This window comes from Acinetobacter sp. AOR43_HL (assembly GCF_027854635.1).
Lineage (GTDB): Bacteria > Pseudomonadota > Gammaproteobacteria > Pseudomonadales > Moraxellaceae > Acinetobacter > Acinetobacter pittii.
In genome coordinates this window covers 349045-368183 of record NZ_JAKTHX010000018.1, presented here as the reverse complement: position 1 = coordinate 368183, position 19139 = coordinate 349045, and the positions used below count along the sequence as shown (strand labels likewise).

Genomic DNA, 19139 nt, shown 5'->3' with positions numbered 1-19139 from the left:
AAGTTTGAACGTAATAAGCCACACGTAAACGTGGGCACAATCGGTCACGTTGACCATGGTAAAACAACTTTAACTGCTGCGATTGCAACAATTTGTGCAAAAACTTACGGCGGTGAAGCGAAAGATTACTCACAAATCGACTCAGCACCTGAAGAAAAAGCACGTGGTATTACAATTAATACTTCACACGTAGAATACGATTCTCCAATTCGTCACTACGCGCACGTTGACTGCCCGGGCCACGCCGATTACGTTAAAAACATGATTACTGGTGCTGCTCAGATGGACGGCGCGATCCTTGTGTGTGCTGCGACTGACGGTCCAATGCCACAAACTCGTGAACACATCCTTCTTTCTCGTCAGGTTGGTGTACCTTACATCATCGTATTCTTGAACAAGTGTGACCTTGTTGATGATGAAGAATTACTTGAATTAGTAGAAATGGAAGTTCGTGAACTTCTTTCTACTTATGACTTCCCTGGTGATGACACTCCAGTTATCCGTGGTTCTGCGCTTAAAGCGTTGGAAGGCGATGCTGGTCAATATGGTGAGTCTTCAGTTCTTGCTCTTGTTGAAGCGCTTGACTCTTACATTCCAGAACCAGAACGTGCTATCGACAAAGCATTCTTAATGCCAATCGAAGACGTATTCTCAATTTCTGGTCGTGGTACTGTAGTAACAGGCCGTGTAGAAGCTGGTATCGTTAAAGTTGGTGAAGAAGTAGAGATCGTTGGTATTAAAGATACAGTTAAAACAACTGTAACTGGCGTAGAAATGTTCCGTAAACTTCTTGACGAAGGCCGTGCAGGTGAGAACTGTGGTATCTTACTTCGTGGTACTAAGCGTGAAGACGTACAACGTGGTCAAGTACTTGCTAAACCAGGTACAATCAAGCCGCACACTAAATTCGACGCAGAAGTATACGTACTTTCTAAAGAAGAAGGTGGTCGTCACACTCCATTCTTAAATGGTTACCGTCCACAGTTCTACTTCCGTACAACTGACGTAACTGGTGCAATCCAATTACAAGACGGCGTTGAAATGGTTATGCCAGGCGACAACGTTGAAATGTCAGTAGAATTAATCCACCCAATCGCAATGGACCCAGGTCTACGTTTTGCGATCCGTGAAGGTGGTCGTACTGTAGGTGCTGGTGTTGTTGCGAAAGTAACTGCATAAGCATATTATAGTGACGGATTACGTCTCAGGTTGAGGGCTTTGGCTCTCAACTTGCATTATAGGTCAGTAGTTCAATTGGTAGAGCGTCGGTCTCCAAAACCGAATGTTGGGGGTTCGAGTCCCTCCTGACCTGCCATATTTTGAAATAAAAAGCTTGATGCTGGCTTAGTTGTTCATATAATAAGTCGCGAGTTCTACGACGAGTACAAAAATGTCGAATGATAAATCGCGTGACGCATTGAGCGACGCGCCAATTCCTCAAAGAAATAATTCTGCTGAAGTTGTTCGTTCTGGTTCGCCTTTAGATATTGTTCTATGGGTGATAGCAATAGCATTGTTGCTTTTAGCTACTATGGTGAATCAGCATTTGCCAGCGTATTGGGCACCGGCAAATAATGTTTGGGTGCGCGTTGGGGCAATTTTTGCTTGTATCGTTGTGGCTTTAGGTTTATTATACGCCACCCATCAAGGTAAAGGCTTCGTTCGTTTGCTAAAAGATGCACGAGTCGAATTGCGTCGAGTAACTTGGCCAACAAAACAAGAAACAGTCACTACTTCGTGGCAGGTTCTATTGGTTGTAGTTGTCGCATCATTGGTTTTATGGTGCTTTGACTATGGTTTGGGTTGGTTAATTAAGTTGATTATCGGGTAAAAGAGCTATGAAACGTTGGTACATTATTCATGCCTACTCTGGCTATGAAAAACAAGTGATGCGTTCACTTACAGAACGAATCCAGCGTAGCGCTGTTGCCGATAGCTTTGGTGATGTCCTTGTTCCTACCGAAGAAGTGGTAGAAATGAAGGATGGTAAGAAACGTAAATCTGAGCGTAAATTCTTTCCTGGCTATGTGTTAGTCGAAATGGAAATGAATGATGATACTTGGCATATCGTTAAAGAATGTCCAAAGGTTCTAGGTTTTATCGGTGGTACACCTGAAAAACCAGCACCAATCACTCAACGTGAAGCAGATGCGATTCTTGCGCGTGTACGTAATACTGGTGAAGTGCCACGTCCTAAAACGATGTTTGAGCCAGGTGAAGAATTACTTGTTATTGACGGTCCATTCACAGACTTTAAAGGTGTGGTGGAAGAAGTTCAATACGATAAGTCACGTTTAACGTTGACGATTAATGTATTTAATCGACCAACTCAGGTTGAACTCGAGTTTCGCCAAGTCGAAAAAACGATTTAATCTCAATTGGTTGAAAAGCGCCCGATTTTATCGGGCATTGTTGTTGTAACAGTAGTGTTGCGTAAAGATTGGGGAGCCTAGCGGCGTTTGTACCCAGAGGTATTTTAAAATGGCTAAGAAGATTGACGGCTATATCAAGCTGCAAGTTCCAGCTGGTAAAGCAAATCCATCTCCACCAATTGGTCCTGCATTAGGTCAACGTGGTGTAAACATCATGGCATTCTGTAAAGAATTCAATGCTGCTACACAAAAAGTTGAACCAGGTCTTCCAATTCCTGTAGTGATTACTGTGTACAACGACAAGTCGTTCACATTCATCATGAAAACTCCTCCAGCTTCTATTCTTCTTAAGAAAGCTGCTGGTATTCAAAAGGGTTCATCTGTACCAAACAAAACTAAAGTTGGTAAGTTGACTCGTGCTCAGTTAGAAGAAATTGCGACTACTAAAGAACCGGATTTAACTGGTGCTGATTTAGACGCACGTGTTCGTACCATCGCTGGTTCTGCACGTTCTATGGGCTTGGAAGTGGAGCTATAAGACATGGCAAAGTTAACTAAACGTCAAAAAGCCATTGCTGCTGCTGTTGAAGCAAACAAAGTTTACACTTTGGAAGAAGCAGTACAAGTTCTTAACAGCCTACCTGCTGCAAAGTTCAAAGAATCTTTGGATGTAGCTGTAAATCTTGGTGTAGACCCACGTAAATCTGACCAAGTTGTTCGTGGCGCAACTACATTACCTGCAGGTACTGGTAAAACTGTACGTGTAGCTGTATTTGCTCAAGGCGCGCAAGCAGAAGCTGCTAAAGAAGCTGGTGCTGATGTTGTAGGTTTTGATGACCTTGCTGAAAGCATCCAAGGTGGAAACCTTGACTTTGATGTTGTAATCGCTGCTCCTGACGCTATGCGTGTTGTTGGTAAGCTCGGTACAATTCTTGGTCCACGTGGTTTAATGCCAAACCCTAAAGTTGGTACTGTAACTCCTGACGTAGCGAATGCTGTTAAAAACGCTAAATCTGGTCAGGCTCGTTACCGTGTAGACAAAGCGGGTATTATCCATGCTGCGATCGGTCAATTAGGCTTTGATGCTGCTGCTATCCGTCAAAACGTTGAAACCTTAGTTGCTGACTTGAAAAAGTTAAAACCTGCAACTTCTAAAGGTGTATACATCAAAAAGATCACTTTGAGCTCAACTATGGGTCCTGGTCTTACAGTTGATGTAAACAACGTTTCTAACTAAGTTTAGACTTGGTAAAGAATTTTAAAGTCCTGATTGGGGACAGAACTTAAATAGAAATGTTTTCTATTTGGTTGGGTGGAGCGAAGCTTTATCCCTTACCCGTCAGGCGGACTTTGAATTGATAAATGAGAATTTATCAGCGTCAAAGACCTCAGGCGAAGAGTTGTCATTTTCGAATAGCACTTTTCTTAATAAACCAGCCTGCGTAGACGCGGTGGTGTGATTTGTTCCTCCTCCGCGTGTAAGTCGAAAGGCTTACGAATTGGGAGTGTGCCCATTGGGTACATAAATCACCTTAGGAGGTTTTACAATGGCTCTTCTTATTGAAGACAAAAAACAGATCGTTGCGGAAGTAAGTGAAGTTGCTTCTAAGGCGTTTGCAGCCGTTGTTGCTGACTACCAAGGCTTAAGCGTAGAGCAATTAACAACACTTCGTGTTGAAGCTCGTAAGTTAGGTGTTTCTACACGTATTGTACGTAACACTTTGGCTAAACGCGCACTTCAAGATACTCAATTCAATATCTTGAACGACAACCTTGTTGGTCCAACAATTCTAGGTTTTTCAACTTCTGAAGATGACATGGGTGCAGCTGCACGTTTGTTCGAAGATTTTGCTAAAACTAACAAAGCATTTGAGTTAAAAGCTGCTGCATTTGACGGCAAAGTTTATCAAGGTGCTGACGTTAGCGTAATTGCAAACCTTCCGAACCAAGAGAAAGCTCTTACTATGCTTGCCTCTGTCCTTCAAGCTCCTATTTCGAAATTGGGTCGCCTTATTACAGCGCTCAAAGAGAAAAACGAGTCAGAAGCTGCTTAATCAATTTTACACACCATTCAATATCCATTTGGAGTTATTCTCATGGCTTTAACTAACGAAGAAATCTTAAACGCAGTTGCTGAAAAAACTGTTCTTGAACTTGTTGAATTAATTTCTGCTTTCGAAGAGAAATTCAACGTTTCAGCTGCAGCTGTTGCTGTTGCTGCTCCAGCTGGTGGCGCTGCTGCTGCTGCTGAAGAACAATCTGAATTCAACGTTGAGTTGACTTCTTTCGGTGCTAACAAAGTAGCTGTAATTAAAGCAGTTCGTGAAGCAACTGGCCTTGGTCTTAAAGAAGCTAAAGACCTAGTTGAAGGTGCTCCTCAAGTTCTTAAAGAAGGCGTTTCTAAAGAGGAAGGCGAAGAACTTAAGAAGAAACTTGAAGAAGCTGGTGCTACAGTTACACTTAAGTAATTGTAAAAGGAGTCGGTTTTTAAATCGGCTCCATAAAATGGCTGATGGCTCTTGGGTCATCAGCCTTTTTGCGTTACAATAATCGGCTCGATTTTTGTTAGTTTTGTTTGTTTTTTAGAAAAATTCAAATAAAACAAGTAATTTCAAATGTTTACCAATATTTTTCTTTTTTAAAAATATTGTTAAGCGTTTTTATACCACTAAAAATTGCAGCATTTGTAAACAGTGGTGGCCATATCGGCCTGCGTAATTCCTTCTGAGCCCGTTCTGCAGGCGGGCTTGGTTTACTTTCCGAGGACTCCAGATGGCATACTCATATACCGAAAAGAAACGGATCCGTAAGAATTTTGGTAAATTGCCCCAAGTAATGGATGCACCGTACTTACTATCGATTCAGGTCGATTCGTACAGAACATTCTTGCAAGATGGCAAAACTCCAAAAAACCGCGAAGATATCGGTCTCCAAGCCGCATTTCGTTCAGTTTTTCCTATCGAAAGTTATTCTGGCAATGCTGCTTTAGAATTTGTTGAGTATAGCCTTGGTAAACCTGAGTTCGATGTACGCGAATGTATTCTTCGTGGTTCGACTTATGCGGCACCAATGCGCGTTAAAATTCGTTTGATTATTAAAGATCGCGAAACTAAATCAATTAAAGACGTAAGAGAACAAGAAGTCTATATGGGTGAAATTCCACTCATGACTGAAAACGGTACATTCGTCATTAATGGTACTGAGCGTGTAATCGTATCTCAATTACATCGTTCACCAGGCGTTTTCTTTGATCACGATAAAGGTAAAACCCACTCAAGTGGTAAAGTGTTGTATTCAGCACGTATCATTCCTTACCGTGGTTCATGGTTAGACTTTGAATTTGATGCAAAAGACTTAGTTTACGTACGTATTGACCGTCGTCGTAAATTACTTGCTACTGTTGTGTTACGTGCACTAGGTTATAACAACGAACAAATCTTGAATTTGTTCTATGAAAAAGTACCTGTGTATCTTGATATGGGTAGCTACCAGATTGATCTAGTACCTGAACGTTTACGTGGGGAAATGGCTCAATTTGATATTGCTGATAATGACGGTAAAGTTATTGTTGAGCAAGGTAAGCGTATTAATGCTCGTCACGTACGTCAAATGGAAGCTGCTGGTTTAACAAAACTTTCAGTTCCTGATGAATACTTATATGAGCGTATCACTGCTGAAAATATTACTTTGCGTGATGGTGAAGTAATTGCTGCGAATACTTTGTTAAGCCATGAAGTTATGGTGAAACTAGCAGAAGGTGGTGTTAAACAGTTCAATATCTTGTTTACGAACGATATTGACCGTGGTTCGTTTGTTGCTGACACATTACGTGCAGATACAACAGCTGGCCGTGAAGAAGCATTAGTTGAAATTTATAAAGTAATGCGTCCAGGCGAGCCGCCAACAAAAGAAGCTGCTGAAAACTTATTCAATAACTTATTCTTCTCTTCTGAGCGTTATGACTTATCTCCAGTAGGTCGTATGAAGTTCAACCGTCGTTTGGGTCGTCCATACGAAGTTGGTACTGACCAGAAGTCACGTGAAGTAGAAGGTATTTTATCGCACGAAGATATCATTGATGTATTACGTACATTAGTTGAAATCCGTAACGGTAAAGGTGAAGTCGACGATATCGATCACTTGGGTAACCGTCGTGTACGTTCTGTTGGTGAAATGACTGAAAACCAATTCCGTGTTGGTTTGGTACGTGTTGAACGTGCTGTTAAAGAACGTTTAAGCCAAGCAGAAACAGATAACTTGTCTCCACAAGATCTAATTAACGCTAAACCAGTTGCAGCTGCAATCAAAGAATTCTTTGGTTCAAGCCAATTATCTCAGTTCATGGACCAAAACAACCCATTATCTGAGATTACGCATAAGCGTCGTGTATCAGCGCTTGGGCCTGGTGGTTTAACACGTGAACGTGCGGGCTTTGAAGTACGTGACGTACATCAAACTCACTATGGTCGTGTATGTCCAATTGAAACGCCGGAAGGTCCAAACATTGGTTTGATCAACTCGCTTTCAGTATATGCAAAAGCAAATGACTTTGGTTTCTTGGAAACACCTTACCGTAAAGTAGTAGATGGTCGAGTAACTGATGCAGTTGAATACCTTTCTGCGATTGAAGAAGTAGGTACTGTTATTGCACAGGCCGATTCTGCAGTAGATAAAGATGGCAACCTAACAGAAGAATTTGTTTCTGTTCGTCATCAAGGTGAATTCGTACGTATGCCACCAGAAAAAGTGACGCATATGGACGTTTCTGCTCAGCAGGTCGTATCTGTTGCTGCATCACTTATTCCATTCCTTGAACACGATGACGCGAACCGTGCGCTTATGGGTTCAAACATGCAACGTCAGGCAGTTCCTACTCTACGTGCGGATAAACCGCTTGTAGGTACAGGTATGGAAGCGAACGTTGCACGTGACTCTGGTGTGTGTGTAATCGCAAACCGTGGTGGTGCAATTGAATACGTAGATGCTTCTCGTATCGTTATTCGTGTAAACGAAGATGAAATGATCGCTGGTGAGGCTGGTGTAGATATCTACAACCTCATTAAATATACGCGTTCTAACCAGAACACTTGTATCAACCAAAATATTATCGTGAATTTGGGCGACAAAGTTGCTCGCGGTGATATCTTGGCAGACGGTCCGTCTACAGATATGGGTGAGCTTGCGCTTGGTCAAAACATGCGCGTTGCGTTCATGACTTGGAATGGTTACAACTATGAAGACTCGATCTTATTATCTGAGCGCGTACTTCAAGAAGACCGTTTAACTTCTATTCATATTCAAGAATTATCTTGTGTAGCGCGTGATACTAAGTTAGGTGCAGAAGAAATTACTGCCGATATTCCTAACGTTGGTGAAGCTGCACTTTCTAAACTTGATGAATCAGGTATCGTTTATATCGGTGCTGAAGTTACAGCAGGTGACATCCTTGTTGGTAAAGTAACGCCTAAAGGTGAAACTCAGTTAACTCCTGAAGAAAAATTGCTTCGTGCAATCTTTGGTGAGAAAGCAGCTGACGTTAAAGATTCATCTTTACGTGTTCCATCTGGTACAAAAGGTACAGTTATCGATGTTCAAGTCTTCACTCGTGATGGCTTAGAGAAAGATGACCGTGCATTGGCGATCGAAAAAGCACAACTTGATGCTTACCGTAAAGACTTGAAAGAAGAATACAAGATCTTTGAAGAAGCAGCTCGTGAGCGTGTAATTCGTTTGCTTAAAGGCCAAGAGTCTAATGGCGGTGGTTCAACTAAACGTGGTGACAAACTCGTTGAAGAAGTGTTATCTGGTTTAGAGCTTGTTGATTTACTTGAAATTCAACCGGCAGATGAAGCAATCGCTGAGCGTTTAACTCAAATTCAAGTGTTCTTAAAAGAAAAGAGCGCAGAAATTGATGAGAAATTCGCTGAGAAGAAACGTAAGCTTGCAACAGGTGATGAACTAACAACTGGCGTATTGAAAGTTGTTAAAGTTTACTTAGCTGTTAAACGTCGTATTCAGCCTGGTGATAAGATGGCTGGTCGTCACGGTAACAAGGGTGTTGTATCTAACATCTTACCTGTTGAAGACATGCCACACGATGCTAACGGTGTACCAGTAGATATCGTATTGAACCCGTTGGGCGTACCATCTCGTATGAACGTGGGTCAGATTCTTGAGACTCACTTAGGTATGGCGGCTAAAGGGCTTGGTGATAAAATCGAGAAAATGTTGAAAGAACAGCGTACAGTTTTAGAACTGCGTGAATTCTTAGACAAGATTTATAACAAAGTCGGTGGTGAGCAAGAAGATCTTGATAGCTTAACTGATGCTGAAGTCTTGGCACTTTCAGGCAACTTACGTGCAGGTGTACCTTTGGCTACTCCTGTATTCGATGGTGCTGAAGAAAGTCAAATTAAAGACTTGCTTGAGTTAGCTGGTATCTCTCGTACAGGTCAAACAGTGTTGTTTGATGGTCGTACTGGTGAACAGTTTGATCGTCCTGTAACTGTAGGTTACATGTACATGCTCAAATTGAACCACTTGGTTGATGACAAGATGCATGCGCGTTCAACTGGTTCTTACTCTCTTGTTACACAGCAACCGCTTGGTGGTAAAGCACAATTCGGTGGTCAGCGTTTCGGTGAGATGGAGGTCTGGGCACTCGAAGCTTACGGCGCAGCATATACTCTCCAAGAGATGTTAACTGTTAAGTCGGATGACGTTGAAGGTCGTACACGCATCTATAAGAATATTGTAGATGGTAACCATTATATGGATCCGGGTATGCCTGAATCGTTCAACGTATTGACCAAAGAGATCCGTTCTTTAGGTATCAACATTGAACTGAAAAATGGTGACTAAGTCGTAAGACTCACGATTTTTTAGGTAAAAACAATATTTGTGACCCAGTCGGGTAAGCATTGCTTCCCGACACACGGAGAAAAAAATTGAAAGACTTGCTCGATATCATGCGTAAGAAAACGGACTCAGATGGTCATGCACCAATTGAGTTTGACCGTATCCGTATTGGTCTTGCGTCACCAGAAATGATTAAGTCATGGTCTCATGGTGAAGTTAAAAAACCTGAGACAATTAACTACCGTACTTTTAAACCTGAACGTGACGGTTTGTTCTGTGCCAAAATTTTTGGTCCAGTAAAAGATTACGAATGCTTGTGTGGTAAATACAAGCGTATGAAATACAAAGGCGTCATTTGTGAAAAATGTGGCGTTGAAGTAACTACAGCGAAAGTTCGTCGTGAACGTATGGGTCACATTGAACTTGCTTCTCCAGTTGCACATATCTGGTTCTTAAAATCGTTACCGAGCCGTATCGGTTTATTATTAGATATGACACTTCGTGATATCGAACGTGTATTGTATTTCGAATCATACGTTGTAACTGACCCAGGTATGACTCCGTTTGAAAAGTATCAACTTTTAACAGACGAAGAATACTTCAATGCACTTGAAGAACACGGTGATGAATTCACTGCGAAAATGGGTGCAGAAGCGGTTCAGGACTTGTTGAAAGATATCGATCTTGAAGCTGAAATCGCACGTTTACGTGAAGAAATTCCTCAAACAACTTCTGAAACGAAGTTGAAAAAAGCGTCTAAACGCTTGAAATTGATGGAAGCATTCAAAGATTCGAACAACAAGCCAGAATGGATGGTGATGAATGTACTTCCTGTACTTCCACCTGATTTACGTCCATTAGTTCCACTTGAAGGTGGTCGTTTCGCGACTTCTGACTTGAACGATTTATATCGTCGTGTCATTAACCGTAACAACCGTTTGAAGCGTCTTCTTGACCTTGCTGCTCCAGATATCATCGTACGTAACGAAAAACGTATGTTACAAGAGTCTGTAGATGCATTGCTTGATAACGGCCGTCGTGGTCGTGCGATTACTGGTTCTAACAAACGTCCATTAAAATCTTTGGCAGATATGATCAAAGGTAAACAAGGTCGTTTCCGTCAGAACTTATTAGGTAAGCGTGTTGACTATTCTGGTCGTTCGGTAATTACTGTAGGTCCTACTTTACGTCTTCACCAATGTGGTCTTCCGAAGAAAATGGCACTTGAATTATTCAAGCCATTCATTTTCGCGAAACTACAAGCTTCAGGTCAGGCGACTACCATTAAAGCTGCGAAGAAAATGGTTGAGCGTGAGACTCCGGAAGTTTGGGACGTTCTTGCTTCTGTAATTCGTCAACACCCAGTAATGTTGAACCGTGCGCCAACACTTCACCGTTTAGGTCTTCAAGCATTTGAACCTATTCTTATTGAAGGTAAGGCAATCCGTCTTCACCCACTCGTTTGTGCTGCGTTTAACGCCGACTTCGATGGTGACCAAATGGCGGTACACGTTCCATTGACACTTGAAGCACAGTTAGAAGCTCGTGCATTGATGATGTCAACAAACAACATCTTGTCACCAGCAAACGGTGAGCCAATCATCGTTCCTTCTCAGGACGTTGTCTTGGGTCTTTACTACATCACACGTGATGCTGTAAATGCCAAAGGTGAAGGCATGGTGTTCGCGGATACTCATGAAGTAAACCGTGCACTTGCTACTGGTCAGGTTGCGATCCATGCGCGTGTTAAAGTACGTGTACACCAAACTGTTATCAATGAAAATGGTGAACGTGAACACCAAACTATTATTGTTGATACAACACCTGGTCGTTGTTTGCTTTGGGAAATTGTTCCACAAGGCTTGAGCTTTGACATGATCAACCTTGAGATGACTAAAAAGAACATCTCTAAATTGATCAACTCTTGCTACCGTAAACTTGGTTTGAAAGATACAGTTATCTTTGCTGACCAATTAATGTACTTGGGCTTCCGTCAAGCGACTCGTTCAGGTGTATCTGTAGGTATGGAAGACATGCTCATTCCACCTACTAAGCACACAATTATTGATAAAGCAGAAACAGAAGTTCGTGAAATCGAACAACAGTTCGAACAAGGTTTCGTAACTGCTGGTGAGCGTTATAACAAAGTTGTCGATATCTGGGCGCGTACAAACGACCAAGTTGCTAAAGCAATGATGGATAACTTGTCTTATACACTTGTTAAAAACAAACAAGGTGAAGACGAGAAACAAAAATCATTCAACAGCATCTATATGATGTCTGACTCGGGTGCCCGTGGTAGTGCGGCGCAGATTCGTCAGCTTGCTGGTATGCGTGGTTTGATGGCAAAACCGGATGGCTCGATTATTGAGACTCCGATTAAAGCGAACTTCCGTGAAGGTTTAACAGTACTTCAGTACTTTATTTCAACACACGGTGCGCGTAAAGGTTTGGCCGATACAGCATTGAAAACTGCGAACTCTGGTTATTTGACTCGTCGTCTTGTAGACGTAGCGCAAGACTTGGTAATTACTGAACCTGACTGTGGTACAGCGGGTGGTTTAGTAATGACTCCATTCATTCAGGGTGGTGATGTCATCGAGCCATTACGTGACCGCGTATTAGGTCGTGTAACTGCTGAAGACGTACGTCGTGCATCTGATGATGAAGTTGTATTACCTCGCGGTACGTTAATTGACGAGAAAATCGCAGCTCAGCTTGAAGAAGCTGGTGTCGATGAAGTTAAAGTACGCTCAGTAATCGCATGTGAATCAACATTCGGTGTATGTGCTCGTTGTTATGGTCGTGATCTTGCACGTGGTCACTTGGTGAACCCAGGTGAATCAGTTGGTGTAATGGCTGCACAGTCAATCGGTGAGCCGGGTACACAGTTAACGATGCGTACGTTCCACGTTGGTGGTGCTGCGAGCCGAACTTCTGCTGCGAACAGTGTTCAAGTACGTAACAAAGGTACTGTACGTTTCCATAACGTGAAAACTGTACAACATGCAAAAGGCCACTTGGTTTCAGTTTCACGTTCAGGTGAAATTGGTATTGCCGATGATTTAGGTCGTGAGCGCGAGCGTTATAAACTTCCTTACGGTGCAAGCATCTTGTTGAAAGATGGTGAAGCTGTAGAAGCTGGCGGTATCGTAGCGACTTGGGATCCGCATACACATCCATTGGTAACAGAAGTTGCTGGTAAAGCGCGCTTCAGCCAAATCGCTGATGGCGTAACTGCAACATCGAAAACTGATGATGCAACTGGTATGACTACTGTTGAAATCTTGCCTGTAACAGCTCGTCCTGCTTCTGGTAAAGATTTACGTCCTGCAATCGTGTTGGATACAACAGATGGCGGCGAACAGTTCTACTTCTTGCCACAAAATACAATCGTAACTGTCCGTGATGGCGAAACGATTGGTGTGGGTGACGTTATTGGTCGTGTACCACAAGAAACATCACGTACTCGTGATATTACCGGTGGTCTTCCGCGTGTAGCTGACTTGTTCGAAGCGCGTAAGCCAAAAGAGCATGCAATTCTTGCTGAAGTATCAGGTGTTGTAAGCTTCGGTAAAGAGACTAAGGGTAAAAACCGTTTGGTAATTACTCCTGATGATGGTTCTGAGATTTACGAAGAATTGATTCCAAAATGGCGTCAAATCAACGTATTCGAAGGCGAGCATGTGAACCGTGGTGAGACTATTTCTGATGGTCCACAAAACCCACATGACATCTTGCGCTTGAAAGGTGAAGTTGCATTAACTAACTACATCGTGAACGAAGTTCAAGACGTTTACCGTCTCCAAGGTGTAAAAATCAACGATAAGCACATTGAAGTTATCGTACGTCAAATGTTGCGTAAAGTTGATATCACTGATGGCGGTGATACAAGCTTCATTAAAGGCGAGCAAGTGGATTACATCCGCGTTGTTCAAGAGAACCAAGCTGTCTTGGCTCAGAACAAGTTCCCTGCGAAGTTTGAACGTCAATTGATGGGTATTACGAAAGCATCGCTTTCTACTGACTCGTTCATCTCTGCTGCATCGTTCCAGGAAACAACTCGTGTGTTAACTGAAGCGGCTGTAACAGGTAAAGAAGATGATTTACGTGGCTTGAAAGAAAACGTTGTAGTAGGTCGCTTGATTCCAGCAGGTACTGGTCTTGCGTACCACTTAGAGCGTCGTCGTCAAGAGGCAGAAGCTGCAGAGCATGAGCTTCATAATGACTTCAGCGAAGTAGACCAAGCATTTAGCCAAGCATTAAACTCTGAACAATTCTAAGTTTAGGCTGGCAATAAAAAAGGCACCTTAGGGTGCCTTTTTTATTTATATTTATTTATAACAATTTTAAATTGTAATTACATAAACATATTAAAGAGCCATTATTTTATTACTTAAGCGGGATAAATACTCCACAAAAACACACTAGGCTACCTGCTTATGAAGACTGGAGTAAATCTAATGAAAAAAATGATGATGATTGTTAGTGTTGGCCTGATGTCTACAACTTTGTTTGTTGGTTGTCAGAATGCAAGCCCAGAAAGTCAACGTATTGGTTCAGCTGCTATTGGTGGTGGTGCAGGTGGTGCAGTAGGAAAACACGTGGGCGGTAATATAGGTGCAGGTCTAGGAGCGGCACTCGGTGCAGGTGTTGCGGCTAATGCAAAAGGGTCTAGCAGTAAAACCGTACGTAATAGTGCAATTGGTGCTGGTGTCGGCGCTGTATTAGGTGGAGCAATTATTGGTGGTGACGCTGGTGCTGCTACAGGTGGAGCATTGGGTGGTAGTGCCGGTGCAGCCTATGAAGAGAAGAAAGGGAAGTACTAAAAGTATCCTTAATAATTGTTAAACTATAGAAGTCTTTATGTGATTAAAGACTTCTTTTTTATAATTAAAATTTTGCTTAATAAATATAAAAGGCAGAGCTTTACAAAATATCAATCGATTAGGACAGACGGATAACACAATCTGATCAAATTCCTCATAAAAGGGGATTATTCTTTTCTCTAGAACAGATCATTGTGAGAACGGTCATGAAAAAAACAATTGGATTAGTTTCTGCTTTAATGTTGTCTACACTTATGTTCACAGGCTGCCAAAATATGAGCCCATCTGACCAACGTATTGGTGCAGCAGCAGCAGGTGGAGCACTTGGTGGTGGTTTAGGTAACCATGTAGGTGGCGGTATTGGTGCAGGCTTAGGCGCAGCGGTAGGTGCAGGCGTAGGTTCTAATACCCAAGGCGGCAGTAAACAGACAACGACTAAGAGTGCGATTGGTGCTGGTATCGGTTCAGTCGTAGGTAAAGCACTGATTGGTGGTGACTCTGGTGCTGCAATTGGCGGTGCAATCGGTGGTGGTGCTGGTGCAGCGATTGAAGAGAAAAGATAAAAAATTAACAAATAAAAATAAGCGCTTTTAGCGCTTATTTTTATTGAGGAAAAGGTTTCGCTTTTTTACGTCTGATATAAAGCGTTTTCTGAACCTCTGCAATTCTTACCCCAGATTCATCAAAAATGTTTAGATGATAAGTTCTTAAAACAGGTTCATAGTTCTCGGCAAGTTCACGAATTTGTTCTATTTCAGCTAAATCAACTCGAATATCTGCATGTACAGTACTGCGTCCTGGAGAAAGAAAATTGATTTCGGCAGCTTTGTCCCAAACAATATATTTTGATCCGAGATGATGCATAAGAATCATCATATAAAATGGGTCAACCATTGAATAAAGGCTTCCACCAAAATGTGTACCGACTAAATTTTGGTTTTTCCAAGTCAGCGGCATCTTTACACGCACATGGCAAAGTTCTAAATTCATGATTTCAATATAAATCCCTGCGCCACGATAAGGGGGATAGTGATTAAATAGAAATTTTGAAATCGTAGGATTGTTCTGAAGTCTTCTTAAAATAGCCATAATAGTCAATTTTTTTTATTGCAACAGTATTCATACTAGATAAGTATCATCTTTTTTATATTGATGGCAATGCTCTATCCGACTAACGACATGATCGATTGAAAAACAAGATAGGAAATGATTATGCAGCCAAAAGTTCATACAGTAACAACAAGTGATCAACAAACGCTTTGTGCTAAAACATGGGGTGACGAAAAAAATACACCGTTGGTTTTAGTACATGGTTATCCTGACAATCAAGAAGTATGGGAATCAATCATTGAGCATTTGATCAATGACTTCTATATTGTTACTTACGATGTACGTGGAGCTGGTTTGTCATCTATACCAAAACGTATACGTGATTACCGTTTAGAGCGTTTATCTCTAGATCTCCAAGAAGTTGTTGATGAGTTATTGCCAAATCGTCAATTCCATATGGCTGCACATGATTGGGGTTCGATTCAGTCTTGGGAGTCTGTCACCGAGCCTAAGTTCAAAGGTCGTTTATTATCATACATCACCATTTCTGGACCATGTCTTGATCATGCAGCTTTATTTTTACGTGATAAATTTAAATCTTCACCAGCTCAAATCTTAAAAATATTAACTAAATCTTGGTATATCGGGGCATTCCATCTTCCGTTATTAGCACCAACTGTATGGTCTCTTTTTAGTCCAGAAAAATGGGGTAAAGTTCTTACTCAGTTGGAGAGGAAAAGTAATTTACCTTTAAATAATAATATTAATGCTGATGGTAAATATGGCATTAATTTATATCGTGCCAATTTTATTCCTCGCTTAACTAGCCCACGTCAACGTTATGCGCAGTGTCCAGTAAAAGCTGTTATTTTAAAATATGATACTTTTGTAAGTCCAGAATACATCACTGAGGCTATGCCAAAGTGGGTTGAAAAATTTGAATATGTAGAGCTTAACGCAAATCACTGGGCCATTCTGAGTGAGCCAGAGAAAATAGCAACTCATATTCGTGAGTTTATTAAAGCTCAAGCGTAACAGTGAAATAACTGCATAAAACTGTTAATTCGGCGATATTTTCGGCTTCATAGATATGAATCTGCTAGAATATCGCCTTTTGTTTTGCTCTGAACTTATTCATGAATGCTGTCGTTATTGCGATTGCAGTGATGTTCTTATTATCACTGGCGCGCGTTTCTGTCGTATTGACTTTAGTGGTTTCTGCCATTGTGGGCGGCCTCGTAGCAGGTTTAAGCCTTTCCCAAACCGTTGAAGCTTTTAACGCTGGTCTTGGCGATGGTGCTGAAGTTGCACTTGCCTATGCAGTGTTAGGGGCATTTGCTCTGGCACTTTCAAAATCTGGATTGCCTGATTTACTTGCCCATAAGCTGATTGGTTTATTGGGAATGGAAGCTGGGAAAAGCCGTCAGACTAAAGTGAAGTATCTCCTCTTAGGTATTTTATTAATTTCTGCTATTTTCTCTCAAAACCTTATTCCAGTTCATATTGCCTTTATTCCTGTACTGGTTCCGCCACTGTTACGGGTAATGAACCATTTAAAATTAGACCGCCGCGCCGCAGCCTGTGTACTTACGCTAGGTTTGGTTGGTACTTATATTTTTCTTCCGGTTGGATTTGGTGCAATTTTCCTTGAACAGATTCTGATGGGAAATATCAACAAAATTGGGGCAGCGTACGGCTTACATGTTGATCGGGCAATGATGCCAATTGGCATGGCCATTCCTGTTTTAGGTATGGTGTTAGGCACCTTGGTTGCTGTATTTATTAGCTACCGTAAACCAAGAATTTATGCTGATCGTGCGATTACACCTGTGACCACGATTGATCTAGATAAACCTCTTCGCGCAACAACCCAGGATGAAACAGCTGACTTAAAAGCAGATGCTGAAGAGTTAAAGCATGAAGCAGAGCAAGCACCAGTTATTGCAAAGAAAACGATCTTGATGGCATTGCTCGCAATTGGCTTGACGCTTGCTGCGCAGCTATATTCAGGTTCGATGATTTTGGGTGGTTTAGTCGGTTTTGCTGTTCTATCTACCGCCGGAATTTTTAAATGGCAAGATGCAGATGATGTCTTTGTACAAGGCATGCGAATGATGGCTTTAGTAGGCTTCATCATGATTTCTGCTGCCGGTTTCGCCTCAGTAATGACTCATACTGGTGATATTAATCAGCTAGTAAATGGTGTAGTCGAGATTATTGGAGATAACCGCGCGCTTGCTGCTTTCCTAATGCTTTGTATTGGCTTATTTGTGACAATTGGTATTGGTTCATCTTTCTCAAGTGTTCCTGTATTAGCTGTTATTTATGTGCCTTTATGTGTGCAGTTTGGTTTCTCACCATTAGCAACGATTGCACTTATTGGTACAGCAGCAGCATTAGGTGATGCTGGATCGCCAGCCTCTGACTCAACCTTAGGGCCAACAGCTGGTTTAGGTGTGGATGGGCAACACGATCATATTTGGGATACAGTCGTACCTACCTTTATTCACTTTAATATTCCGCTATTAATTTTTGGCTGGATCGCTGCAATGGTTTTATAAAGTTTTTATAAAATATTAAAGTGTAAACCTTCTTAATAACGATCTTTAGATTTAAATTAAGAAGGTTTTTTTATTGCCTAAATAAAAAATGTATTTTAAATAAATTATATTAAAATACTCAGAATTAAAAGTATATTAAAATGGTTGGTAATATAAAATAATCTTGATTAATATAGTTGGGATTAAAACCTATTAAAATAGTTGGTTAATATATAATTTTATTTAAAACAGTTATTTAAAAATAAATAATAAAATAATTTTATAATGAGTATTGCATGGTTTTAAAATAAATGTTTATTATAAATATAAATAAGGTTGGAGATATTAAAGTGTTCAAAAAAGCTTTGGTTGTTGCATTAATGGGGGTGTCTTCTTTTACTTTTGCTGGTAATTGGCAAGTGAAATTTGGTGGTAGTGCTATTGCTCCATCAGAAGATACAACGACTCCTTTAGGTGTGGTAAAAGCAGATCAAGAATATGCATTTACGCCATCAGTAGAATACTTTTTTGGTCAGTCTCCATTTTCGGCAGAATTATTATTAGCAACACCTATTAATCATGATGTATTGCTAGATGGTAAAAATGCAGCACGTATTAAACAATTACCACCAACAATTACTGCAAAATATCATTTTAAAAACTCTACACGTTTTACCCCGTATATTGGTATTGGTGCCACAGCATTTATTCCTTGGGATGAAGAAGGGGCAGCAGTAAAAGTTAAAGAAGATTTTGGTTTGGCAGGTCAAGTTGGTTTTAATTTCCAACCTGCTGATGCTAAAAACTGGGGTGTATTTGTAGATGTACGTTATGCTGATATTAGTCCTGAAGTAACAATTGATCCATCAATTGCTAACTACAAGTTTGATCTAGATATTAATCCTTTTGTTTATACTTTGGGTTATAGCTATAAATTTTAAGCATAATAATAAATAGAAAAATATAATAATAAACCTAGACTCAGGCACCTCACATATATTTTATGTGAGGTTTTTTTATGGATTTTATTTGCACTAAAAAAAGCATAAAACAGACAGTTTTATACATATTTTTTGCAAGTTTTTTTCTAAACTAACTTCTATTCATTACAAGCATGGGAAGAAAAAGATGAATAATAAATTAGTGATTTGTTTAGCACTTCTGAGCGGTATTGCTTTTACACAAAGTTCACAAGCTGCGAGTTTTTCGTGTGATGCTGCAAAAACGAAAACGGAAAAAAGTATTTGTAAAAATCGTTCTTTAAATGATGCTGATGTAAAAATGGCAACAACGTATCAAATTGTCCTGCATGCTTTACCTATGGGTGGACGTGATAGCCAGAAAGATGCTCAATATCAATGGCTGAAAAAGCGAAATGCTTGTGCGGCTAGCGTAAGTTGTATTAGCAAAGCTTATCAACAACGTCAAAAGCAGTTAGATACGATATTGCAAGATAGAGTGTTAAGCCACGGTCCGTTTTAATTAGAGTA

The 19139-nt window shown here is 40.9% G+C and carries 16 protein-coding genes and 1 tRNA gene; 16 read left to right on the top strand and 1 reads right to left on the bottom strand.

Going from position 1 to position 19139, the window contains the following annotated elements; genetic code table 11:
* The 12 genes from tuf to MKL33_RS08560 all read left to right on the top strand — a co-directional run.
* A partial coding sequence (gene tuf, locus MKL33_RS08615) for an elongation factor Tu (RefSeq protein WP_017399900.1) occupies positions 1-1179 on the top strand: 1179 nt, incomplete at its 5' end.
* Between the two features lie 60 nt (positions 1180-1239).
* A tRNA-Trp gene (locus MKL33_RS08610) sits at positions 1240-1315 on the top strand.
* A gap of 75 nt (positions 1316-1390) precedes the next feature.
* Positions 1391-1831, top strand: coding sequence for a preprotein translocase subunit SecE (gene secE / locus MKL33_RS08605; protein WP_002114837.1), 441 nt, complete (start codon positions 1391-1393; stop codon positions 1829-1831).
* 7 nt (positions 1832-1838) lie between these two features.
* Positions 1839-2372 carry a transcription termination/antitermination protein NusG gene (gene nusG / locus MKL33_RS08600; protein ID WP_270906809.1) on the top strand — a complete coding sequence of 178 codons (534 nt, stop codon included), beginning with the start codon at positions 1839-1841 and terminating at the stop codon, positions 2370-2372.
* Positions 2373-2481: 109 nt separating this feature from the next.
* Positions 2482-2910 carry a 50S ribosomal protein L11 gene (gene rplK / locus MKL33_RS08595; RefSeq protein ID WP_001074682.1) on the top strand — a complete coding sequence of 143 codons (429 nt, stop codon included), beginning with the start codon at positions 2482-2484 and terminating at the stop codon, positions 2908-2910.
* A gap of 3 nt (positions 2911-2913) precedes the next feature.
* Complete coding sequence (gene rplA / locus MKL33_RS08590; RefSeq protein ID WP_005065788.1) at positions 2914-3609, top strand: 50S ribosomal protein L1; 696 nt, start codon at positions 2914-2916, stop codon at positions 3607-3609.
* 310 nt (positions 3610-3919) lie between these two features.
* A complete protein-coding gene (gene rplJ / locus MKL33_RS08585; protein ID WP_002115099.1) occupies positions 3920-4426 on the top strand; it encodes a 50S ribosomal protein L10 in 507 nt (168 codons plus the stop codon).
* 42 nt (positions 4427-4468) lie between these two features.
* Positions 4469-4840, top strand: a complete 372-nt coding sequence (rplL, locus tag MKL33_RS08580) for a 50S ribosomal protein L7/L12 (RefSeq protein ID WP_001229360.1) — start codon at positions 4469-4471, stop codon at positions 4838-4840.
* A 304-nt stretch (positions 4841-5144) separates the two neighbouring features.
* Positions 5145-9233, top strand: coding sequence for a DNA-directed RNA polymerase subunit beta (gene rpoB / locus MKL33_RS08575; RefSeq protein ID WP_002114857.1), 4089 nt, complete (start codon positions 5145-5147; stop codon positions 9231-9233).
* An 86-nt stretch (positions 9234-9319) separates the two neighbouring features.
* Entirely contained in the window at positions 9320-13513 is a 4194-nt protein-coding gene (gene rpoC, locus MKL33_RS08570) for a DNA-directed RNA polymerase subunit beta' (RefSeq protein ID WP_002114988.1), read from the top strand.
* Between the two features lie 180 nt (positions 13514-13693).
* A complete protein-coding gene (locus tag MKL33_RS08565; RefSeq protein ID WP_005065793.1) occupies positions 13694-14059 on the top strand; it encodes a hypothetical protein in 366 nt (121 codons plus the stop codon).
* 206 nt (positions 14060-14265) lie between these two features.
* The gene (locus MKL33_RS08560) at positions 14266-14622 is read left to right on the top strand and encodes a hypothetical protein (RefSeq protein WP_002115127.1); all 357 of its coding nucleotides are present in this window, start codon (positions 14266-14268) and stop codon (positions 14620-14622) included.
* Between the two features lie 40 nt (positions 14623-14662).
* On the opposite strand, the gene MKL33_RS08555 is transcribed toward MKL33_RS08560, so the two are convergent.
* Positions 14663-15148, bottom strand: a complete 486-nt coding sequence (locus MKL33_RS08555; protein WP_005079397.1) for a DUF4442 domain-containing protein — start codon at positions 15146-15148, stop codon at positions 14663-14665.
* Between the two features lie 117 nt (positions 15149-15265).
* Here MKL33_RS08555 and MKL33_RS08550 point away from each other — a divergent pair, with 117 nt between their 5' ends.
* From MKL33_RS08550 to MKL33_RS08535, 4 genes are all read left to right on the top strand, one after another.
* Positions 15266-16144, top strand: coding sequence for an alpha/beta fold hydrolase (locus tag MKL33_RS08550; RefSeq protein WP_270906808.1), 879 nt, complete (start codon positions 15266-15268; stop codon positions 16142-16144).
* Between the two features lie 101 nt (positions 16145-16245).
* Positions 16246-17670 (top strand): Na+/H+ antiporter family protein, encoded by a 1425-nt coding sequence (locus MKL33_RS08545; RefSeq protein ID WP_032005724.1) that lies wholly within the window; start codon positions 16246-16248, stop codon positions 17668-17670.
* Between the two features lie 329 nt (positions 17671-17999).
* Complete coding sequence (locus tag MKL33_RS08540; RefSeq protein ID WP_270906807.1) at positions 18000-18590, top strand: OmpW/AlkL family protein; 591 nt, start codon at positions 18000-18002, stop codon at positions 18588-18590.
* Between the two features lie 187 nt (positions 18591-18777).
* A complete protein-coding gene (locus tag MKL33_RS08535; RefSeq protein WP_270906806.1) occupies positions 18778-19131 on the top strand; it encodes a lysozyme inhibitor LprI family protein in 354 nt (117 codons plus the stop codon).
* The last annotated feature ends 8 nt before the right edge of the window (positions 19132-19139 follow it).